At 75.1% G+C, this 21,458-nt stretch carries 20 protein-coding genes; 8 read left to right on the top strand and 12 right to left on the bottom strand.

Features of this window, described 5'->3' with window-relative positions:
* Positions 1-48: 48 nt before the first annotated feature.
* Both msrA and FB586_RS07950 read left to right on the top strand, forming a co-directional pair.
* Complete coding sequence (gene msrA, locus FB586_RS07955; RefSeq protein ID WP_136518758.1) at positions 49-726, top strand: peptide-methionine (S)-S-oxide reductase MsrA; 678 nt, start codon at positions 49-51, stop codon at positions 724-726.
* 116 nt (positions 727-842) lie between these two features.
* Positions 843-2,408: an ATP-dependent DNA ligase gene (locus FB586_RS07950; RefSeq protein ID WP_136518757.1), complete on the top strand. Its 1,566-nt coding sequence runs from the start codon at positions 843-845 to the stop codon at positions 2,406-2,408.
* A gap of 9 nt (positions 2,409-2,417) precedes the next feature.
* Here FB586_RS07950 and FB586_RS07945 read toward each other — a convergent pair whose 3' ends face one another.
* The 4 genes from FB586_RS07945 to FB586_RS07930 are packed head-to-tail and all read right to left on the bottom strand — an operon-like array spanning position 2,418 to position 5,549.
* Complete coding sequence (locus FB586_RS07945; RefSeq protein WP_136518756.1) at positions 2,418-2,960, bottom strand: hypothetical protein; 543 nt, start codon at positions 2,958-2,960, stop codon at positions 2,418-2,420.
* Positions 2,957-4,723 carry an alpha/beta hydrolase gene (locus FB586_RS07940; RefSeq protein ID WP_136518755.1) on the bottom strand — a complete coding sequence of 589 codons (1,767 nt, stop codon included), beginning with the start codon at positions 4,721-4,723 and terminating at the stop codon, positions 2,957-2,959. Before FB586_RS07940 ends, FB586_RS07945 begins: the two co-directional genes overlap by 4 nt.
* Complete coding sequence (locus FB586_RS07935) at positions 4,720-5,022, bottom strand: type VII secretion target (protein ID WP_136518754.1); 303 nt, start codon at positions 5,020-5,022, stop codon at positions 4,720-4,722. The genes FB586_RS07940 and FB586_RS07935 overlap by 4 nt, the downstream gene beginning before the upstream one ends.
* The gene (locus FB586_RS07930) at positions 5,019-5,549 is read right to left on the bottom strand and encodes a hypothetical protein (RefSeq protein WP_136518753.1); all 531 of its coding nucleotides are present in this window, start codon (positions 5,547-5,549) and stop codon (positions 5,019-5,021) included. The genes FB586_RS07935 and FB586_RS07930 overlap by 4 nt, the downstream gene beginning before the upstream one ends.
* Before the next feature lie 85 nt (positions 5,550-5,634).
* Between FB586_RS07930 and FB586_RS07925 the strand changes: the two genes are divergently transcribed.
* The 3 genes from FB586_RS07925 (at position 5,635) to FB586_RS07915 (ending at position 8,605) form a co-directional block, all read left to right on the top strand.
* Complete coding sequence (locus tag FB586_RS07925) at positions 5,635-6,486, top strand: CPBP family glutamic-type intramembrane protease (RefSeq protein ID WP_246036633.1); 852 nt, start codon at positions 5,635-5,637, stop codon at positions 6,484-6,486.
* Between the two features lie 49 nt (positions 6,487-6,535).
* Positions 6,536-7,792 (top strand): FAD-binding protein, encoded by a 1,257-nt coding sequence (locus FB586_RS07920; protein WP_136518752.1) that lies wholly within the window; start codon positions 6,536-6,538, stop codon positions 7,790-7,792.
* A gap of 66 nt (positions 7,793-7,858) precedes the next feature.
* Positions 7,859-8,605 (top strand): aspartate/glutamate racemase family protein, encoded by a 747-nt coding sequence (locus FB586_RS07915; protein ID WP_136518751.1) that lies wholly within the window; start codon positions 7,859-7,861, stop codon positions 8,603-8,605.
* A 63-nt stretch (positions 8,606-8,668) separates the two neighbouring features.
* On the opposite strand, the gene FB586_RS07910 is transcribed toward FB586_RS07915, so the two are convergent.
* The 6 genes from FB586_RS07910 to FB586_RS07885 form a co-directional block, all read right to left on the bottom strand.
* On the bottom strand, positions 8,669-9,103 hold the full coding sequence (locus tag FB586_RS07910; RefSeq protein ID WP_246036632.1) for a hypothetical protein: 435 nt from the start codon (positions 9,101-9,103) through the stop codon (positions 8,669-8,671).
* Positions 9,104-9,141: 38 nt separating this feature from the next.
* On the bottom strand, positions 9,142-10,074 hold the full coding sequence (locus tag FB586_RS07905) for a transglutaminase domain-containing protein (protein WP_136518750.1): 933 nt from the start codon (positions 10,072-10,074) through the stop codon (positions 9,142-9,144).
* A gap of 100 nt (positions 10,075-10,174) precedes the next feature.
* A complete protein-coding gene (locus FB586_RS07900) occupies positions 10,175-10,579 on the bottom strand; it encodes an FKBP-type peptidyl-prolyl cis-trans isomerase (protein WP_136518749.1) in 405 nt (134 codons plus the stop codon).
* A gap of 92 nt (positions 10,580-10,671) precedes the next feature.
* A complete protein-coding gene (locus tag FB586_RS07895; RefSeq protein WP_136518748.1) occupies positions 10,672-11,667 on the bottom strand; it encodes an acetylxylan esterase in 996 nt (331 codons plus the stop codon).
* A 246-nt stretch (positions 11,668-11,913) separates the two neighbouring features.
* Positions 11,914-13,320, bottom strand: coding sequence for a cystathionine beta-synthase (locus FB586_RS07890; RefSeq protein ID WP_136518747.1), 1,407 nt, complete (start codon positions 13,318-13,320; stop codon positions 11,914-11,916).
* 116 nt (positions 13,321-13,436) lie between these two features.
* Positions 13,437-14,291 (bottom strand): Bax inhibitor-1/YccA family protein, encoded by an 855-nt coding sequence (locus FB586_RS07885; RefSeq protein ID WP_136518746.1) that lies wholly within the window; start codon positions 14,289-14,291, stop codon positions 13,437-13,439.
* A 220-nt stretch (positions 14,292-14,511) separates the two neighbouring features.
* On the opposite strand from FB586_RS07885, the gene FB586_RS07880 reads away from it, so the two are divergent.
* Positions 14,512-15,465 (top strand): ATP-binding cassette domain-containing protein, encoded by a 954-nt coding sequence (locus FB586_RS07880; protein WP_136518745.1) that lies wholly within the window; start codon positions 14,512-14,514, stop codon positions 15,463-15,465.
* Entirely contained in the window at positions 15,462-16,337 is an 876-nt protein-coding gene (locus tag FB586_RS07875; RefSeq protein ID WP_136518744.1) for an ABC transporter permease subunit, read from the top strand. The genes FB586_RS07880 and FB586_RS07875 overlap by 4 nt, the downstream gene beginning before the upstream one ends.
* A gap of 96 nt (positions 16,338-16,433) precedes the next feature.
* Here the strand turns inward: FB586_RS07875 and FB586_RS07870 are convergent, their stop codons facing one another.
* Positions 16,434-19,595: an efflux RND transporter permease subunit gene (locus FB586_RS07870; protein WP_136518743.1), complete on the bottom strand. Its 3,162-nt coding sequence runs from the start codon at positions 19,593-19,595 to the stop codon at positions 16,434-16,436.
* A 190-nt stretch (positions 19,596-19,785) separates the two neighbouring features.
* Between FB586_RS07870 and FB586_RS07865 the strand changes: the two genes are divergently transcribed.
* Positions 19,786-20,679, top strand: a complete 894-nt coding sequence (locus FB586_RS07865; RefSeq protein ID WP_306419153.1) for a siderophore-interacting protein — start codon at positions 19,786-19,788, stop codon at positions 20,677-20,679.
* 6 nt (positions 20,680-20,685) lie between these two features.
* On the opposite strand, the gene FB586_RS07860 is transcribed toward FB586_RS07865, so the two are convergent.
* The gene (locus FB586_RS07860; protein WP_136518742.1) at positions 20,686-21,444 is read right to left on the bottom strand and encodes an iron ABC transporter ATP-binding protein; all 759 of its coding nucleotides are present in this window, start codon (positions 21,442-21,444) and stop codon (positions 20,686-20,688) included.
* Between the last annotated feature and the right edge of the window lie 14 nt (positions 21,445-21,458).

Below are 21,458 nucleotides of genomic sequence, written 5' to 3'. Positions count from 1 at the left end.
GCACGGACCGGTTGTGGCAGGCGTACCCCGGAAGAAGGAGATCAGGTCATGGCCTCGTTGTTCGAGACGCTGCTCGGCTCGTCCCTGCGCACGCAGATGGTCGAGCCGGACAAGGCGCTGAAGGGCCGCGACGGGTACGCGTACGCGATCCCCGAGACGCACACCGTGCTCGGCACGCCGCTGCAGGGCCCCTGGCCCGAGGGCACCCGCGTGCTGTACCTGGCGTCCGGGTGCTTCTGGGGCGCGGAGAAGGAGGCGTGGCAGCTGCCGGGCGTCGTCACCACCGCCGTCGGCTACATGGGCGGGTACACCCCCTACCCGACGTACGAGGAGACCTGTACCGCGCGCACCGGGCACACCGAGACGGTGATGGTCGCGTACGACCCCACGGTCCTGTCCGACGTCGACCTGCTGCGGCACTTCTGGGAGGAGCACGACCCCACCCAGGGCTTCCGCCAGGGCAACGACGTCGGCACCCAGTACCGGTCCGCCGTCTTCTTCACGACGCCCGAGCAGGGCGAGGCCGCCCGCGCCACCGCCGCCGAGTACGGCCCGCGCCTGAAGGCGAACGGCTACGGCGACATCACGACGGAGATCCGCCCCGTCGAGGAGGCCGGCCCGTTCTACTACGCCGAGGCGTACCACCAGCAGTACCTGCAGAAGAACCCGAACGGCTACTGCCCCGTGCACTCGACGGGCGTCGCCTGCCCGGTGCCGTCGGCCTGAGGCCGTCCGCGCCCACGAGACCGTCGGACGGGGGCGCACAGTGCCCTGATCCCCCGGTCTCGTGCGTGGAGGCCGTCCCCGTGCGGGTGTCGGTGGGCGCGGACAGGATGAGGCGCATGCTGCTCGTCGACGTCGCCGCCGCGTCCACCGCCGTCGCCGCGACGCGCTCGCGCCTGGCCAAGCGGGCGCTGCTCGTGGACGTGCTGCGGCGGGCGGCCGCCGACGGGCCGGAGGACGTGGCGATCGTGTCGCGGTACCTCGGCGGGGAGCTGCGGCAGCGGCGGACGGGGCTGGGATGGCGCTCGCTCGGGTCCCTGCCGGCGCCCGCGGACGAGCCGTCGCTGACCGTCACCGACGTGGACGCCGCGTTCGCCGCGATGGCGGAGATGTCCGGGACCGGTTCGGCCGGGCGCCGGACCGCCGCGGCCACCGACCTGTTCGCCGCCGCCACCGCGGACGAGCAGCGGCTGCTGCGCGGGCTCGTCACCGGCGAGCTGCGGCAGGGCGCGCTGGACGCGCTGCTGCTCGACGCGGTCGCCGAGGCCGCGGGGGTGCCGGCGGCGAGTGTGCGGCGGGCCGCCATGCTGGCGGGCGAGACCGAGGCCGTCGCGGTGGCCGCGCTGGGCGCCGCGACGCCGGAGGACGCCGTGGCCGCGCTCGACGCGTTCGCGCTGACGGTGGGCCGGCCCGTACGGCCGATGCTCGCGCAGTCCGCTCCGGACGTCCCGGCCGCCCTGGCGGGCCTCGCGGAGCGGACCGGCGACGCCGACGGGCCCGCCGGGGAGGTCGTCGTCGACACCAAGCTCGACGGCATCCGCATCCAGGTGCACCGGGACGGCGACGAGGTCCGCGTGTACACGCGCTCGCTCGACGACATCACCAGCCGGGTGCCGGAGATCGTCGACGCCGTGCGCCTGCTCCCCGCGCAGCGGCTCGTCCTCGACGGCGAGGCGCTCACCCTGGACGAGCGGGGCCGGCCGCGCCCGTTCCAGGAGACCGCGTCCCGCAGCGCCACCCGCGACGCCGAGCTCGCGTCGTCGGCCGCCCTCGCCCCGTTCTTCTTCGACCTGCTGCACGTCGACGGCCGCGACCTGCTCGACGCACCCCTGCGCGAGCGGCTCGCCGTGCTCGACCAGGTCGCCGCCCCGCACGTCGTGCGCCGGGTCGTCACGAGCGACCCCGCCGTCGCGACCGAGCACTTCCGGGCGGTCGTCGCGGACGGGCAGGAGGGCGTGGTCGTCAAGGCGTCCGACGCGCCCTACGAGGCGGGCCGGCGCGGGGCCGCGTGGGTCAAGGTGAAGCCGCGGCACACCCTCGACCTCGTGGTGCTCGCCGTCGAGTGGGGGTCAGGACGGCGGCAGGGGACCCTGTCGAACATCCACCTCGGCGCGCGCGACCCGGACGGCGGGTTCGTCATGCTCGGCAAGACGTTCAAGGGCATGACCGACGAGATGCTCGCGTGGCAGACCGAGCGCTTCACCGCGCTCACCGAGCGGCGCGAGCCCTGGGGCGTCGTCGTGCGGCCCGAGCAGGTGGTCGAGATCGCGTTCGACGGCCTGCAGCGCTCGACCCGCTACCCCGGCGGGCTCGCGCTGCGGTTCGCGCGCGTGCTGCGCTACCGCGACGACAAGCCGGCGTCCGAGGCGGACACCATCGACACCGTGCGCTCGCTGGCCGGCTGACGCGGCGCGTCAGCCGTCGCCCGTGCCGTCCGACCGGCCCTGCCGCGGGCGCTCGGGTGCCGGGACCATGACCGACGCGGGCAGGTCGAGCTGCTCGTGCGGGCGGCTCGCCGGGCGGTCCTCCTCCGGGATTCGCAGCTGCGGCCCCTCGAGCGTCACGCGCAGGTCGCCGTCGTCCGACGTCGCCACGAGGTAGCGCAGGTCGTCGCGCTCGCCCACCACCGTGCCGGCGGCGTCCTGCGTGATCGTGTAGCCCAGCCCCTCGAGGGCGCCGGTGACGTCGGCGGACCTGCCCCGGTCGACGAGCAGCTGCGCCTCCACGCGGTACACCAGCCGGACGTCGTCCTTGAGGCCCTCGAGGTCGTACCGGCCGTCGGCGCGCACGACGCCACCGCCCAGCTCCTCGACGAGCGCCGGCAGCTCCTGCTCCGCCGCGTCGCGCACCTCGGCGCGCGTCCGCTCGACGTCCTGACCGGAGGCACCGCGGCCCCCGCACCCGGTGACCGCGAGAACGCCCGCGGCGAGGAGCAGAACGGTGAGCGCGCGCCTCACCACTCCTCCCGGCGCCGGATCTCGGTGGGCGTGCGGTGACGCTCCGGGTCCACCGGGTCCCACCACCACGGGTCGTAGGTGTGCTCGGCCCGCAGCACCTCGTCGTAGTCCCCCACCACGATCTGCCCGATGTTGAACAGCGACTCGGTGTTCCGGTCGAAGTACTTGGTGTGGTCGGCGAACGGGTCCAGCCCCTCGCCACGGCTGGTCGACTCCGCCTGGAACCGGTTCGCGCCGAAGTCGTCCTCGCCGACGTCGTTGCCCATGCCCGCGCCGAACAGGGTCCCGCCACCCACCCAGCCGTTGTCGGCGAGCATCGCGACGGGGTCGCGGCTGTTGTTGCCGGCCCACACGTGGTCGGCGCCGACGCCGAGGTCGGACGCGTGGTCGACCTCGCCGCCCGCGCCCGGGCTGCCGACGAGGACGATGTCGTCCGCGGCCAGGCCGTGGTCGCTCGCCGCGTGCGCCGTGGTCGTCGAGCCGTAGGAGTGGCCGACGACCGTCAGGTGCGCCGGGCTGCCCTCGCGGGACGCGCGCAGGCCCTCGACGTACTGCGCCAGCCGCTCGCCGCCGGCGATCGCGCGGTCCTCCCGGGCGACCGTCAGCGAGTCCCAGTCGCTCGGCGCGTCGTAGCCGATCCACATGATCGACGCCACGGACGAGTGCGGGTCCGAGTACCGGGCCGACTCGTAGATGTGGAACGCCGCCTCCGCGTTGGTCTCCGCGGCCGTCCCCCGGCTCGTCAGGCCGGGGACCATGACCGACACGTGGTCGGCCGTGTCCGGGTCGCCGAACGCGATCGCCACGCGGCCGTCGCCGCCGAACGCGCGCGGGTCGTACAGGTGCAGCAGCGGCACGAGGGGCTCGCGCGTGACGGGGTCGACCTCCTGGGCGCCCTGCGCGAGCGCGGCACGGGCGGCGCGGCCGTTCTCCAGCGCCTCCCGGTCCTCCGCGGGCAGGATCTCGCCCCGCTCCTCGCGCAGCTCCAGCGCGGACAGGTCGGTCTCGAGCAGCAGCCGGTTCGCCCGGTCCCGGATGACCGCCGGGATGCCGTCGGCGTTGCCCACGACCTCGGGGTGGGCAGCCAGCACGGCGAGCTGTTCGTCCTCGCTGAGCCCGTCCCACCACGCGGCCACCTCCGCCGGGGAGCCGCCCGACGACGGCGACCCGGGCCTCGCGAGCGCCGCGTCGGCCAGGTCGGTGCCCCCGGTCACGGCGGCGCGCGCCTGCCCGAGCGTTGAGAAGGAGGTGAGCGCGTCGAGCATCGCCTGCTCCGCGGCCGTGACGTCCCGGACCAGCCGGTCGACGTCCTCCACGAGCGTCTGCAGCCGGGAGGTCAGCGCGGCGGCACGGTCCTCGAGCTCGCGCACGGCGGCGGGGTCCGCGTCGGTGGTGGCGCGGATGTCCGCCAGCAGGTCGGACCGGGCCGCGTGGTAACCCGTACGGTCCTCGTCGAGCAGGTCCCGGCGCCGGCGCAGCTCCGTGAGCGCCTCCGCGTGGTCCTCGCCCGCCCGCGCCACGCGTCGCACGGCCGCGGAGATCGCGTCGGCGTCGGCGGCCGTGTCCCGCACGTACCGCCCGTACGCGTCGGCGGCGGCGCCGGACCAGCCGTCGAGCCGGGCGGAGTCGCGCGCGAAGGTGTCGAGGTCGTCGACGTTGACCGCGGAGGCGAGCAGGTCGTCGACGAACGTCCGCACGCCCGCCGGGTCGCCCTCGACGGGCGGGATCGCGTCGCACGTCGGCGGCACCATGATCGTCGTCACGGCGCACCGTCCAGCCACGTGTCGAACCGCTGCTGCGCGTCGAGGTCGGCGGCGCCGTAGGACATGGCGGCCGCGAGGAGCTCCTCGGCGATCGTGTCGCCCGTCGTCGCCACCGAGCGGACCGTGCCGCCCCAGGTGGCCGTCCACGACGCCGCCGCGGACGCGACGCGCGGCCCGAAGCCCCCGGTGGGAGCGTCCGCGAGGCGGTCGGCGGCGGTGCGCACCCGCGCGGCCTGGTCGCGCCACTCCTGCGCGGAGCGCGACAGCACGTACGGCTGCACCTCGTACCGGTCGCTCACGCCTCTCCCTCCGCCTGCACGCCCATGAGCCGGTGCTGCGTCGCCGTCGCCACGGGCAGCTCACGCCCGCGTGCCGTGACGACCACCCGGCCCTCCACCGTGACCACCCGCACGTGCCGCTCGGCGCGCTCCGCGTCGAGGAACCGTGCGGCACCGGAGCGCCCGGACCGCAGCCGCCACCCCCCGCGCTCGAGCGCCTCGGTCAGCGGCCCGGCCACCGCCCCGGCCGTGCCCGTCCCCAGGGGGACGCTCGCCTCCGCGACGGGGACGACGGTGTCGTCGACCCGGCCCGAGCGCCACAGCGTCCGCACGTGGGCCGCCGCGGCCGCCGGACCCACGGCCGTCAGCAGCGACGCCAGCGTCTCGTCGGTGGCGTCGCGCTCGTCCGCCAGCACGTGGTCGGGCACGGGCGGCCCGGGGGGACCGGTCGGCTCCGGCGGCAGCACCACGAGCGGGACCTCCGGGTGCAGCTCGTGGAACCGGCGCAGGTGCGGTGCGGCCGCGAGGGCGTCGTCGGGCTCGGACACGTCGGTCAGCGTAGGCGACCGGACGGACACCGGTCGCGGCGCGTGCCCGAGGGCGTCACCCGTCCGCGCCTGGCATCGTGTGCCCGTGACCGCCACCGCCGACGTCCTGCCCGCGCGCCCCGACGCGTCCCTCCCGGCCGTGTGGCGCTGGGTGGGCGCCGCGCTCGTGTGCGGGTCGGCCGTGCTGCTGTTCGCGCTGCACGTGCGCCCGCTGGCGTACCTGCCGCTCGTCGTCGGGATCGTCGTCGCCTGGGCGGCCGACCGCGTGCTCGGCCGCGACCTGCTCCTCATCGGCACGGGCATGGGCATCGTCAGCACGATCCCGCTCGGCGCGGACCTGTCCGACGCGAGCATGCTGCGGTTCACGATCGCGCTGGGGCTGGCCGTCGTCATCCCCTACGTGCTCTCGCGGCACGTGCTCGGCGACGACGTCATCCGCTTCCCGTGGCGGACGGGACGGCGCTGGACGCGCACGCAGTGGGCGTACCTCATCGGGGTGCAGGCGGCGGGCTACCTGCTGCTTCCGTACTACTTCCTGTCCTCCGGCGCGTACCGCAACTGGCCCACGGTCGTAGAGGGGCAGGAGGTCGCACGCCTGTTCGTCGGCGTGAACGCGGTCGGCACGTGGGACGAGCTGTTCTTCGTCTGCACCGTGTTCGCGCTGCTGCGGCGGCACTTCCCGCTGTGGGCGGCGAACGTGCTCCAGGCGGTCGTGTTCGTCTCGTTCCTCTGGGAGCTCGGCTACCGCGAGTGGGGCCCGCTGCTGACGATCCCGTTCGCCCTCATCCAGGGGTTCACGTTCTCGCTGACGAAGTCGCTGACGTACGTCCTGGTCGTCCACCTGCTGTTCGACGCCGTGGTGTTCATGGTGCTCGTGCACGCCCACACGCCCGAGCTGTTCGACATCTTCGTCACCGCCCCTGCGCGCGCCGGCTGACCCCTCGCCGCGCGCCCACCGACCACCCGACGAGCGAGGAGGCTCGAGCATGACCGACACCCTGACCACCTGGGCCGGCAGCCACACGTTCCGCGGCGGGCCCGTCGTGCGCCCGACGACGGTCGAGGAGGTGGCCGCGGTCGTCGCGGGCGCGCGGCACGTGCGCGCCCTGGGCTCGCGGCACTCGTTCCACGACCTCGCGGACTCCCCCGGCACGCTCGTCGTCCTGGACCGCCTCGACGTCCCCACGACGGTGGACGCCGACGCGCGCACCGTCACCGTCGGTGCCGGCGTCCGCTACGGCGAGCTGGCCCGGCACCTCCACGCCCACGGCTGGGCCCTGCACACCATGGCCTCGCTGCCGCACATCGCGGTCGCCGGCACGGTCGCGACCGCGACGCACGGGTCCGGGGACCACGCGCCGAACCTCTCGGCGGCCGTGCGCGGGCTCGAGCTCGTCGGCGCGGACGGCACGGTCCGCACGCTCGGGCCCGACGACCCGGAGCTGCCCGGGTCCGTCGTCGCGCTCGGCGGGCTCGGCGTCGTCACGCGGGTGACGCTCGCGGTCGAGCCGACGTTCGAGGTCGCGCAGGAGGTGTGGACCGACCTGCCGTGGTCGCAGGCGCTCGACCGGTTCGACGAGATCATGGGCTCGGCGTGGTCGGTCAGCCTCTTCACCGACTGGACGGGGGACGCCGTCGGCCAGGTGTGGCGCAAGCACCGCGTCGACGCGGGCACGCTCGGCCCGGAAATCGCCGGTGCACGGCCGGCCCCCGGCCCGATGCACCCCGTCCCCGGGCAGGACCCGGCCGCGTGCACGCAGCAGGGCGGCGTCCCGGGCCCCTGGCACGAGCGCCTGCCCCACTTCCGCCTGGAGTTCACGCCCAGCGCCGGCGCCGAGCTGCAGTCCGAGTGGCTCGTCCCACGAGAGCACGCCGTCGCGGCGGTCGAGGCCCTGCGCGGTCTGCATGACCTCGTCTCGCCGCTGCTGCTCATCAGCGAGGTCCGGTCCATCGCCGGGGACGACCTGTGGCTGTCCACCGCGCACGGCGGCGACCGGGTCGGCCTGCACTTCACGTGGAAGCCGCTGCGCGAGCAGGTCGACGCCGCGCTGCCCGTCATCGAGGAGGCGCTCGCGCCGTTCGGCGCCCGCCCGCACTGGGGCAAGCTCTTCTCCGGGCCGGGCGCGGGCCGCACGTGGCAGGACCTGTACCCGCGGTGGGACGACGCCCGCGCGCTGCTCGAGCGGCGCGACCCCGAGGGGCGGTTCGCGAACGACTTCCTGCGGCGGGTGGGCCTGCGCTGAACGTCCGCCGCTGACCGTCCGCACGCCGTCCAGCCGTCGTCCAGGTTGCGCCCGTAGTGTCCCGACATGCGCACTCTCGGGATCATCGGCGGCATGAGCTGGTACTCGACCGCGGAGTACTACCGCGTGCTCAACACCACCGTGCAGGAGCGGCTCGGCGGGCACCACAGCGCGCACGTGCTGCTGGAGTCCCTCGACTTCGCCGCGGTCCGCGAGCTGCAGCTCGCCGACGACTGGGACGGCGCCGGCGAGCTGCTCGCGGCCGCCGGGCGGCGCCTGGAGGCGGCCGGCGCGGACGCCGTCCTCATCGCGACCAACCTCATGCACAAGGTCGCGCCCGCCGTGGAGGCCGCGATCGGCGTCCCGCTGCTGCACATCGCCGACGCGGTGGCGGACGTCGCGACGGCCGCCGGCCACCGCACGCTCGGCGTGATGGGCACCCGCTGGGTCATGGCCGAGACCTTCTACGCCGACCGCCTCGCGCGGCACGGCATCGGTGCGCTCGTCCCCTCCGCCGCCGAGCAGGAGGAGGTGGACCGGATCATCTTCGACGAGCTCACCCAGGGCGAGGTGCGCGAGGAGTCCCGCGCCCGGCTGCTGGCCGTCGTCGAGGGGCTCCGGGCGGCCGGTGCGGACGCGGTCGTGCTCGCCTGCACCGAGCTCGAGCTGGCGCTGCCGGCCGCGGGCGGTGCGGTGCCGCTCATCGACTCGGCGCGGGTCCACGCGCTCGCGGCGGCGGAGCACGCACTCGCCGGCGCCACCCCTGCTCCGGCCACCCCGGACCTCGTCAGCACGGGAGGCGCCGACTCCTGACGAGCTCCGGGTTCGCCGCGGCGGGCGGGGCAGGTCCCCGGCCCCGCCCGGCAGCCCGTCGCGTCAGGGGCCGTCGGGGCGGGGCAGACGGATGCCGAGGATCGTGTTCTCCGGCGCCGGCAGGGTGTCCAGCCCCGGCTCCGGCGGCGGGAAGCCGTCCTCCGGAGCCGGCCCCACCCACAGCCGCCACAGATCGTCCGAGCGGTGCACGACCCCCTCGGCCATGAGTGCGGCCGGCCGGGCGGCGTCCACCTGCGCGGCGAGCAGCGCCCGGTGCGACTCCGGGACGAACCCGACCAGCACGTTGCGCCACGCCAGCACGACCCGGTCACCGGCTCCCCGGGACACCTCGACCTCGGCGGGCACGGGCTCCCGGGCCGCACGCTCGGCGGCGTGCAGCGCCGCCCGGAACGACCGCTGCAGCGCGGGCGCCTCGGCGGCGACGAACCCCTCGCCCACGTACGCCGGCACGGGCGGGCGGTGACGGAACGGTCGCACGCGGCCAGCCTGCCACGGCCCGGCGCCGTCGACGCCGGTCAGCCGTCCCAGGTCGTGCTGCGCGCCGCCAGGTCCGTCCAGCCCTCCCGGCCGAGCGGCGAGAGGGTGCGCACGCGCGTGCCGGGGTGCAGCCGCGGGTCCTCGGCGTAGCGGCGGGCGAGCGCCTCCTCGGCGCCGGGCTCGCCGGCGTCGGCGCGCAGCAGCAGGTCGGCGACCTCGTCGGCGAGACGGTCGGCCTCCTCGCCCGTCGTCCCGTCGAGCGCGACGCCCCAGAGGTCCCACAGCAGCACCTCGTCGCGGCGGCGGTGCGCGACCTCGAGGAGCACGTAGTGCCGCACGAGGTCGCGACCGCGCAGCTCCGGCACGCCGAGGACGCCGTAGTCGGCCAGGTCGAGGCCGTCGCGGCGGTGCGCGGCCCACAGCTCGGCCGCCGTCGGGAACGGGCTGTCGAGGCCGGTCGGCATGTCGAACGGGTCGAAGGGCTCCCCCGCCGCGGGGGCGGCGCCGAAGTCCGCGCCGAGCTCCGGGTCGCTGCGCACCCAGCGCTGCCCGTCCCAGCGCTCGACGACGACGTGGTCGACGCCGAAGCCGGGCTCGAAGTAGCGCGCGAAGCCGATGCGGGACCGCGCCGGCACGGCGTGCTCCCGCAGCAGCCCGACCGCGAACAGCGTGTGGTCGCGGCAGCAGCCGGCGATGCGGTCCGCGTGCGGCCGTCCCGGCAGCGGCGCCGGCGACGCCTCCAGGCCGGCCGTGAGGATGCGGTCGAGCCAGCGCAGGTCGATCGTCGGCAGGCGCGCCGGGTCGAGCGTCTCGGCGTCCGCGCGGTAGTGCGCGATGAGGCCGGTCGCCGCCGCGTGCACGTCCTGCGGCCGGGTGCACAGCCCCGCGAGCAGGTCCGCGTGCTCCCGCGGGTCGCTGTACGGCGAGTGCTGCGCCCACCAGGCCGGGTCCACGACGTCCGTGCCGCCCATCTGCTCCTCCGTCCCGGGACGCCGTCGTCCCGCGGTCCTCGCGACCGCGCCGCCGGCGCCCTCCTCGGGTCGACCGGCGGCGCGGCGCGGACTCATCGGGTCAGGAGACCCCGACGATGTCGACGACGAACACCAGGGTGTCGCCGCCCTTGATACCGGCCTGCGGGACGCCGCGGTCGCCGTAGCCGAGGTGCGACGGGATCGACAGCAGGACGCGCGAGCCGACCTGCTGGCCGACGAGACCCTCGTCCCAGCCGGCGATGACGGCGCCGACGCCGATCGGGAAGCTGATCGACGAGCCGCGGTCGTAGGAGTTGTCGAAGACACCGCCCTGCCACGACTGGCCGAGGTAGTGCACCTCGATGTCCTGACCGGCCTCGACGAGCTCGCCGTCGCCGCGGCTGAGCACCACGACCTCGAGCTCCGCCGGCGCGGCCGCGTCCGGGAACGTGAGCGTGGGCTTGGTGCCGTAGGAGCCCGAGACCTCGGGCAGTGCTGCGGCCATGTCGTGCTCTCCTTCGTGGGGTGACAGTGCCCGTCCATCCTGCCCTGCCCGCGGGACCGGCGCGGGCCGGGCACCGCCGGATGGGACCCGGCTCAGCCCAGCAGGTCCGCCAGCCAGTGCAGCTGCTTCTCCACCTGCACGGCCTGCCCGCCCTCGTGGTCGTTGTACGCGTACACCTCGATGTGCTTGGCCGGCTCGGCCCCACCGAGGGTGCCGTAGTGGTGGTACGCGGCGTACACCGTGGACGGCGGGCACGTCATGTCCCGGAGCGCGACGGAGAAGAACGTCGGCGCGGTCGCCCGGCGCGCGAGGTGCACCGCGTCCACGTACGACAGCGTGCGCAGCACCTGCTCCTCGTGGTCCCGGTGCACCGCCAGGTACCGCACGACCTCGCCGTAGGGGTCGCGGTCGGTGATCGCGAGGGCGCGCGGGAAGTGGCACAGAAACGGTACGTCGGGCATCACCGCGGCCAGGCCCTCGACCAGCCCGCCGACCGCGAGCGCGAGCCCGCCGCCCTGGCTGATGCCCGCCACGGCGACGCGCGCGGCGTCCACCCCGGGCAGCGCGCGCGTGGCCTCGACGGCCCGCACGCCGTCCGTGATCAGCCGCCGGTAGTAGTGCTCGGCCGGGTCGAGGATGCCCCGCGTCATGAACCCGGGGACGGCGGCGCCGCTGCCGACGGGGTCGGCGGTCTGCCCGCCGGTCCCCCACGACGCCCCCTGGCCGCGCGTGTCCATGAGCACGTGCACGTAGCCGGCGGCCGCCCACGCCAGGCGCTCCTGCGGCCGGCCCCGTCCGCCGCCGTAGCCGAGGAACTCCACGACGGCGGGCAGCGCGGACCCGCCGGCCGCCGACCCCGCCGGCCGCGTCACCCACGCCCGCACCCGGTGGCCGCCGAACCCCGAGAACTCCAGGTCCTCGACGTCCACGAGCCGCAGCCCCGCGTCGACGGCCGTGCGCCGCACGTCGAGGTCGTGCGTGCGCGCCTCCGCGAGCGTCGTCGCCCAGAACTCGTCGAGGTCGGCGGGCACGTCGAGCTCGGGCGCGTACCGCTCGAGCTCGGGCAGGGGCAGGTCGAACAACGCCATCGTCGGTCCTCCACGCACGGCCGCCGGGCACGGCGCACGCGCGCGGCCCGGCGGAGGGGTCGGCCGGCGGGAACGGCCGGCCGCGCGCGATCGTAACCGCCGATCGCCGACCTGCCGGTGGCCGGCCGCGCCGCGTGTCGGCGCACGGCCGGGACGTCCCCCGCGACCGTACGCACGGCGTACGCACGCCGTGCGGACGACCGCGAGGAGCCCCCCGGGTCCCGCCGCGGCACGCCGCGCAGGGCGTCAGCGCGCCAGGAACCCCAGCAGGTCGTGCCGCGTGAGCACGCCGACCGGCTTGCCGTCGTCGACCACCATGAGCGCGTCCGCCTTCTCGAGCGAGGCACGGGCAGCGTCGACGGACTCCCCCGACCCGACGATGGGCAGTGCGGCCTCCATGTGCCGGTCGACGCGGTCCGCGAGCGACGCGGCGCCCGAGAACACCGCGTCGAGCAGCGCGCGCTCGCTCACCGCGCCCTGCACCTCGCCGATCATCACGGGCGGCTCGGCGCCGACGACGGGCATCTGCGACACCCCGTACTCCCGCAGGATCTCGATCGCGTCGCGCACGGTCTCGTTCGGGTGGGTGTGCACGAGCGCCGGCAGCCCGCCGTCCTTCGTCCGCAGCACGTCCGCCACGGTGGCCCCCTCCTCGGAGGCGAGGAACCCGTACGAGCGCATCCACGAGTCGTTGAAGATCTTCGACAGGTAGCCGCGTCCGCCGTCCGGCAGCAGCACGACGTAGACGGCGCGCGCCGCGGCCTCGGGGTCGCGCTCCTGCAGCGCGCGGGCGTGGCGCAGCGTCGCCTCGACCGCCATGCCGCACGAGCCGCCGACCAGAAGCCCCTCCTCGCGCGCCAGCCGCCGCGTCATCGCGAACGAGTCGGCGTCGGAGACGGGCACGATCTCGTCCGGCACGGACGGGTCGTACGCGCGGGGCCAGAAGTCCTCGCCGACACCCTCCACCAGGTAGGGCCGCCCGTCGCCGCCGGAGTACACGGACCCGGCCGGGTCGGCCCCGACCACGACGACCCGGCCGCCGTCCGCCTCGGGGCGGTCCGCCGACACGTCGTGCAGGTAGCGGCCGGTGCCCGTGATCGTGCCGCCCGTGCCGACACCCGTGACGAAGTGGGTGATGCGACCCTCGGTGTCGGCCCAGATCTCCGGGCCCGTCGTGGCGTAGTGGCTGGCGGGCCCGTTCGGGTTGGAGTACTGGTCCGGCTTCCAGGCACCGGGCGTCTCGCGCGCGATGCGGTCGGACACGGAGTAGTACGAGTCCGGGTGCTCCGGCGGCACCGCGGTCGGCGTGACCACGACCTCGGCGCCGTACGCGCGCAGCACGTCGCGCTTGTCCTGGCTGACCTTGTCCGGGCAGACGAACACGCAGCGGTAGCCCTTGCGCTGCGCGACCAGGGCGAGCCCCACACCGGTGTTGCCGGACGTCGGCTCGACGATCGTCCCGCCGGGCTGCAGCAGCCCGGCCTCCTCGGCGGCCTCGACCATGCGCAGGGCGATGCGGTCCTTCACGGACCCGCCGGGGTTGAGGTACTCCACCTTCGCCAGGACGGTGGCGGCCAGGCCCTCGGTCACGGACGCCAGGCGCACGAGCGGGGTGCCGCCGACGAGCTCGGAGATGTGCTGCGCGTACTTCACCCCACCATGGTCCCACCCGCCGGCCGTGCACCCGTGCCGTCCCCCGGCACGGCGACGCCCCGCCGGCCGGGCGGCCGACGGGGCGTCGTGAGGTGGGGCGGCGCGGAGCCGCCGCGTCAGTCGTTGCTGCTGAAGATCGCGAACAGCCGCAGGAACTCCAGGTACAGCCAGACCAGCGTGACGATGAGGCCGAACGCCGCGGTCCACGCGAAGCTGCGCGGGGCGCCCTGCTCGACACCGCGCTTGATGGCGTCGAAGTCGACGATGAGGCTGAACGCCGCGAGGCCGACGGCGAAGAGGCCGACGAGGACGCCGATCCAGCCACCCCGCAGCGGCCCGAACATCTCGCTGCTCGGCATCACGAACATCAGGACGACGTTCACGAGCGAGAACAGCGCGTAGCCGATCATCGCGATGAGCAGGAAGCGCATCGACTTCGCGGTCACGCGCACGCGGCCCGAGCGGTACAGCCACAGCGATGCCGCGAACGTGGCGACGGTCGCGAGGACGGCCTGCAGCACGATCGGCTGGGCCGAGACGAGCTCGCCGTTGCCCGCCGGGACGAGCATGTTCTGGAAGACGTAGCTGATGCCACCCAGGAAGACGCCCTCGGCGACCGTGTAGGCGATGATCAGGGCCGGGCTGGGGTTGCGCTTGAAGGCGTTGACCAGACCGAGGACGAGGCCGACGATCGCGCCGACGATGTACAGGCCGGGGGCGACGAACCACGTGACGGCCGCGACCGCCACGAGGAGCGCGAGGAGCCCGCCGGTCTTGACGATGACGTCGTCGTAGGTGAGACGGCCCGTGTCGCGCGTGGTCGCGGCCGGTGCGTCGTACATCGCCTCGAGCGAGGCGGCGTCGGCGACGGGGGCGCCGAACGTCGGCGCCTGCGGGGCGGGACGGCCGCCGCGGCGCTGCTGGCGCGGGTCCGTGAAGACGGGACTGTTGTTGAAGACGGGGTTCGCCATGGGTGCTCCTGGTCGTGACCGGCCGGGGGATGCTTGTCGACAACGTACTCAACGCGGCCGGGCCGCCGCGCGTTCCCGCCCTGGTCCCACCCTGACGGACGCTCGTCCTCGGGGATGAGACGGCGGGGCCGGGGATGGTCCCCCGGACGGTGCCGGCGGCCACCGGTGCGCCCCTAGCGTCGTGGTGTCCGCACACCGCCTACCCCGGGAGCCACGCGCCATGATCGAGGCGCAGTCACTCACGAAGCGCTACGGCCGCACCACCGCCGTCGACGACATCTCCTTCACCGTCCGTCCGGGCGCCGTCACCGGCTTCCTCGGGCCCAACGGCGCCGGCAAGTCCACGACGATGCGCATGGTCGTCGGCCTGGACCGCCCCAGCCACGGCTCCGTCACCGTCTCCGGCACGCGGTACGACCGCATGCACGCCCCGCTGACGGAGGTCGGGGCGCTCCTCGACGCCAAGGCCGTCCACCCGGGCCGCACCGCGCGCCAGCACCTGCGCACGCTCGCCGCGACGCACGGCATCGGCACCAAGCGCGTGAACGAGGTCATCGAGCTCGCCGGCCTCGGGTCCGTCGCGAACAAGCGCGTCAAGGGCTTCTCGCTCGGCATGGGCCAGCGCCTCGGCATCGCCGCCGCGCTGCTCGGCGACCCGCACACCCTGATCCTCGACGAGCCGGTCAACGGGCTCGACCCCGAGGGCGTCGCGTGGGTCCGCACGCTGGTGAAGCACCTGGCCGGCGAGGGCCGCACCGTCTTCCTGTCCTCCCACCTCATGAGCGAGATGGCCGTCACCGCCGACCACCTGCTCGTGATCGGCCGCGGCCGCATCGTCGAGCAGGGCCCCGTGCAGGACGTCATCGGCCGCGCGACCCGCACCACGGTGCGCGTGCGGTCGCCGCACGCCACGGAGCTGGCGGCCCTCCTGGCCGGTCCGGACGTCGTCGTCGAGGCGCCCGAGCCGGGCCTGCTGGAGGTCCACGGCCCCAACGCCGCCGCCGTCGGCGAGATCGCCGCCGCGGCGCGCCTCGTCCTGCACGAGCTGACCCCGGTGTCGGGGTCGCTCGAGGAGGCGTACATGAGCCTGACCGCCGACGTCGTCGAGTACCGCTCCGGCGGCGACGGCCAGGGCAGCCCGACCGACCTGACCGCCACGGAGGTGGCCCGATGACCGCCACGACGACCGCCCCGGCACCCGCCGACGGCGCCCGCCGCCCGCGCAGCACCCTCGACGGCGCCCGCGTCACGTTCCCCCGCGTCGTGCGCGCCGAGTGGATCAAGCTCTGGAGCCTGCGCTCGACGTACTGGACGCTCGGGCTGGCGGTGGTGCTCCTCGTCGGCTTCGCGGCGATCGGCGCGATCTCGGTGAAGGAGTTCCCCGAGCAGCTCGAGGGCCAGGCCGACGGGTCCGCCGCGCTCGTGTCGTCGCTGCTGCAGCCCGGCCTGATCATCGGCCCGCTCGCGTTCGTCGTCCTCGCGGCCCTGACCGTCACCGGCGAGTACGCGACCGGCTCGCTGCGCTCGACGCTCACGGCGGTGCCGACGCGGCTGCCCGTCCTCGCGGCGAAGGTGGTCGTGGTCGCCGCGGTCACGTTCGTCGTCACGACGGTGGCCACGGGGCTGTCGCTGCTGCTCGGCGGCGCGATCGTGCCGGCGCTCGCACCGGACTGGAACGCGCCGGACGTGCCCCGCATCGTCCTCGGCGGCCCGCTCTACGTCACGGCGCTGGCGCTGTTCGCCCTCGCCGTGGGCGCGCTGCTGCGCAACACCGCGGCGACGGTCTCGCTCGTCATCGGGCTCGTCCTCGTCATCGAGAACGCGCTCAACCTCATCCCGTGGGAGCCGCTGGAGTACGTCCGCCCGCTGCTGCCCGCGACCGCGGGTGCGGCGATCGCCTCCACGCCGGAGCAGCTCGAGCAGATGGGCGAGTTCATGCCCGTCGCGTTCCAGCCCGGCCCCTGGGGCGGCTACGGCATCCTGCTCGGCTGGGTCGCCGTCCTCCTCGTCGCCGCGGCCGTGCGGCTGCGCACGCGCGACGCCTGACCCCGCGGTGCCGGCCGGAGGGGCCGGCACCCGGTGCAGCACGACGGCGCGCCGTCACCCCGGAGGGGGGTGGCGGCGCGCCGTCGTCGTGCCGGGTCAGGCCGCGTGCTTCGCCGGGTGCGGCGCACCCTTCGCCGCCGCGCGCCGGCGCGCCCGCTCCTGCCGGCGGTCGCGCCCCCGGTCCTGCGCCCGGACCACGAGCGTGTAGAGCACCGGCACGAGCACGAGCGTGAGCAGCGTCGAGGTGAACAGGCCGCCGATGACGACGATCGCCAGCGGGCGCGAGATGAACACGCCGCCACCGGTGAGCCCGAGCGACATCGGCAGCAGCGCGAAGATCGTCGCCGCCGCGGTCATGACGATCGGCCGCAGACGCTTGCGCGAGCCCTCCATGACCGCGTCGTCGAGGTCCCGGCCCCGCTCCCGGTACTGGTTCACGAGGTCGATGAGGACGATCGCGTTCGTCACGACGATGCCGACCAGCATGAGCACGCCGATGAGCGCCGGGACGCCGAGCGGCGTGCCCGTGAGCAGCAGGCCGATCAGCGCGCCCGTCGCCGCGAACGGCACCGACACCATGAGGATCACCGGCTGCAGCAGCGACCGGAACGTCGCGACCATGACGACGTAGACGATCGCGATCGCCACGAGCAGCGCGAGCCCGAGGTCGGCGAACGCCTCCTCCTGGTCGGCCGCGACGCCGCCGACCTCCACGCTCGCGCCGGCAGGCACGTCGACGTCCTCGAGCGCGGTGCGCAGGCGCTCGGTGAGGGCGCCCAGGTCCTGCCCCTCGGGCGTCGCGGAGACGGTCGCCGCACGACGCCCGTCGATGCGGGTGACGGACACCGGCACCTCGACCGTCTCGACGCTCGCGACCGCGGTGAGCGGGACGACGCCCGCGGGCGTCGGCAGCACGAGCTGCTCGAGCTCGTCCACGGTGCCGGGGGCGGCGGTCGCGACGACCGTCACGTCGAGCGGGCCGTTGCCGAGGTCGACCGTGCCCACGGGCTGCGGGCTGAGCAGCCCGGCCACCGTGCCGACGACCGCCGTCTCGGTGAGGCCCGCCGCGGCGGCCGCCTCGCGGTCCACCGTCACCTGCACCGTCGGCTGGGCCGCGGAGAGGTTGTTCGTCACGTCGGTCGTGCCCTCGACCCCCTCGACGGCCTCCTGGACGCGCGACGCCAGGTCCGCGAGCTCGTCGGTGTCGTCCGCCTGCACGACGACGTCCACCGTGGAGGAGCCGAAGGCCGCGTCGGCGCCCGCCACGACGACGTCCCCGTGGGTGCCGTCCGTCAGGCCGCCGACCGCGTCGCGCACGTCCGCCTCGACGGCGGCGTTGTCGCCGTCGGGCGCGAGCGTGAGCGCGTACGTGGCGCGCGGGGTGGACCCGCCGCCGAACGCCGACTCCAGCCCGCCCGCGGACCCGACCGTGGTCTGCACGGTCTCGACGCCGTCGACGCCGAGCAGCGCGTCCTCGGTCTCGCGGGCCGCGGCGTCCTGCGCGTCCAGCGACGTGCCCGCGGGGAACGTCTCCGTCACGGTGAGCGTGTCCTGGCCGGCGTCCCCGAGGAAGTTCGTCTCCAGGCGGGTCGACAGGCCGACCGTGCCGGCGAGCACCGCGACCGCGGCGAGGACCGTCAGCACCGGGTGCGCGAGCGAGCCGCGCAGCGTCGCGAGGTAGCCGCGCTGCAGCAGGCCGCGCCGCTCCTTCTCCTCGGCCGCGTGGCGCTGCTGCTCCGCCTGCGCGGCGTCCGCGCCGTCGGCGCGCACGAACCAGTAGGCCAGGACGGGGACGATCGTCAGCGACACGAGCAGCGACGCCGCGAGCGCCACCGCGGTCGTCACGGCGAACGGCCGGAACAGCTCGCCGACCATGCCGCCGACCAGCGCGATCGGCAGGAACACCGCCGCGGTCGCCACGGTGGCTGCGGTGATGGCGGCCGCCACCTCCCGCACGGCCGTCGTGATCGCCTCGCGCTTGGGTTCGCCGTACGACAGGTGCCGCTTGATGTTCTCGATGACGACGATCGAGTCGTCCACGACGCGCCCGATCGCGATGGTCATCGCGCCCAGCGTGAGGATGTTGAGGGAGTACCCGCCGACCCGCAGCCCGATGAACGTGACGAGCAGGGACAGCGGGATCGAGATCGCCGAGACGAGCGTCGAGCGCAGCGAGCGCAGGAACAGCAGGATCACGACGACCGCGAACACGAGGCCCAGGCCGCCCTCGGTGGCGAGGCCCTCGATCGACTCCTCGATGAACGGGGCCTGGTCGAACACGACCTCGACGTCGACGCCGTCGCCGAGCTGCGCGCGCAGCTCGTCGACCGCCTCCTGCGCGCCGTGCGACACGTCGACGGTGTTGCCCGCGGGCGTCTTCGTCAGGGCGACGGCGAGCGCCGGCTCGCCGTCCAGGCGCGAGAAGGACGTGGCCGGGACGGGGGCGACGACGACGTCGGCGACGTCGCCGAGCGCGACCGGCGCACCGGTGGCCGAGCCGAGCAGGGGCAGCCCCTCGAGGTCCTCCACCGACGTGATCTCGGAGCCCGCCTGCACCGACAGCGTCAGGTCCCCGTCCTCGACGGTGCCGGTGGGCAGGACCACCCCGTTGTCCTCCAGCACGGACTGCACCGCGGTGGGCGACAGGCCGGCGGCGGTGAGCGCGGGCAGGTCGAGCGTGACGGTGACGGCCTCGTCGGCGACGCCCGAGAGGGTCACGTCGCGCACGCCCTCGACCTGCTCGAGGCGGGGCACGACGGTCTCCTCGACCACGCGGGCGAGCGCGGCCTGCGGGTCCTCACCGTCGGCCACGTCGTCGGGCGTGCCGGCGACGGCGAGCTGGACGACCGGGAGGTCCTCGATCGAGCCGGTGATGACGGTCGGCTCGACACCCTCGGGCAGCTGCGAGCGGATGCGGTCGACGGCCCGCTGGACGTCGCCCGCCGCACCCTCGACGTCGATGCCGTAGGTGAGCTCGACGGTCGTCGTCGACACCGAGGTCGCGGACGTCGACGTCACCGACTCCACGTCGTCGACGGCCGAGATCGCCTGCTCGATCGGCTCGGTGAGCTGCTGCTCGACGAGCTGCGGCGACGAGCCGGGGTCGACCGCGACGACGACGGCCGTGGGGATCTGCAGCGACGGGATGAGCTCGGACTTCAGGGAGCCGAGGCTGATCCAGCCGAACACCGCGATCGCCACGGTGATCAGCGCGACGACGGACCGGTTGGCGAGCGACAGCCGGGCGAGCCGGGACATGGGTCCTCCGTGGGCGGCCGGCACGCGCGCCGGTCCGGGCTGGGACGGGGTGGTCGATCGCGGAACGTGTGCCTGCGGCAACAGGTTCCCGGACTGCGGGTGTGACCTGCGTCGCCATCGTCGCACGGGCGCTGCCGGGAGCGACGGACAGCCGTGGGTTCCCCTCACGACGGAGGTTAGGCTCACCTATGTGACGTCCTCCAGTGCCCCGACCACCACGCCCCAGACCTCCCCCACGGCGCCCCGCCGGCGCCCCGCACCCGTGCTGGCGCAGGTGGTGCGCACCGAGCGGCTCACGCCCCGCCTGGCGCGGGTCGTCCTCGGCGGTCCCGGCATGGCGCCGTTCGACACCCCGGAGCACGCCGACTCGTACGTCAAGCTCGGCTTCGCCCCGCCCGGACCGCGTCCCCTCGGGCCCGACGGCCGCATCGACGGCGAGGCGCTGAAGGCGTCCCTCCCGCCCGGCGAGGAGGTGCGCCTGCGTGCCTACACCGTGCGCGCCTACGACCCCGCGACGCACGAGCTGACCCTGGACTTCGTCGTGCACGGCGACGAGGGCCTCGCCGGTCCCTGGGCGGTGGCTGCGCAGCCCGGCGACGAGGTGCTCGTGCTCGGCCCCGGTGGCGCGTGGTCGCCCGACCCGACCGCGGCGTCCCACCTGCTCGTGGGCGACGCGAGCGCGCTGCCGGCGGTCGCCGTCGCGCTCGAGCGGCTGCCGCGCGACGCCGTCGGGCTCGCGGTCCTCGAGGTGCACGACGCGGACGAGGAGATCACGCTCGACGCCCCCGCCGGGGTCGAGGTGCGCTGGGTGCACACGGGCACGGGCGTGCCCGGCGTGGCCCTGGTCGACGCCGTGCGCGCGTGGACCTGGCCGACCGAGCGGGTGTGCGCGTTCGTGCACGGCGAGGCCGGTGCGGTGAAGGAGCTGCGGGCCTACCTGCGCGCCGAGCGCCGGGTCGCGCGCGGCGACCTGTCCATCTCGGGCTACTGGCGCCTCGGGGCGGACGACGAGGGCTGGCGCGCGGCCAAGCGCGAGTGGGCCGCCCAGATCGAGGCCGCGGAGGCCGCGGCGGGTCTCGACTGACCCCGGTCAGCGGTAGTACGTGCCGATGAGCTGCCCGTCCAGCTCGTGCACCGCGACGTCGAGGTCGTAGACGTCGGACAGCACCTCGGGCCGCACGACCTCGGCCGGCGGCCCGTCGTGCGCGACCCGCCCGTCCTTCATCGCGACGATCCGGTCGGACCAGCACGACGCGACGTTGATGTCGTGCAGCACGACGACGACCGTCTTGCCGAGCTCGTCGGTCGCGCGGCGCAGCAGGCGCATCATGCCCACCGCGTGCCGCAGGTCGAGGTTGTTCAGCGGCTCGTCGAGCAGCACGTGGTCGGTGTCCTGGCACAGCACCATCGCGACGAACGCGCGCTGGCGCTGCCCGCCCGACAGCTCGTCGAGGAACCGGTCCGCGAACGGCTGCAGGTCGAGGAAGTCGAGCGCCCGCTCGACGTGCGCACGGTCCTCGACGGTGTACCGGCCCTTGCTGTGGGGGTAGCGCCCGAACGTCACGAGGTCCCGGACCGTCAGCCGCGAGCCGACGTGCGCGTCCTGCCGCAGGATCGCCAGCCGCCGGGCGAGCACGTCGCTGCGCGTCGTCGTCACGTCCATGCCGTCGACGAGGACCGTGCCGGCGTCGGCGGGCAGCAGCCGGGACATGATCGACAGCAGCGTGGACTTGCCGGCGCCGTTCGGGCCGATGAGGGCGACCAGCCCGCCGTCCGGCACGTCGAGCGAGACGTCGTCGACGACCGTGGTGGCGCCGTAGCGCTTCGTGACGCCGCGGACCTCGATCACGGGTGCTCCTTCGG

Origin of the sequence: Cellulomonas telluris, assembly GCF_004886325.1 — a bacterium.
In the GTDB taxonomy this organism is placed as follows: Bacteria; Actinomycetota; Actinomycetes; order Actinomycetales; family Cellulomonadaceae; genus Cellulomonas; species Cellulomonas telluris.
The sequence above is the reverse complement of the archived record's forward strand: the minus strand, read 5'-3'. Positions and strand labels throughout refer to the sequence as shown.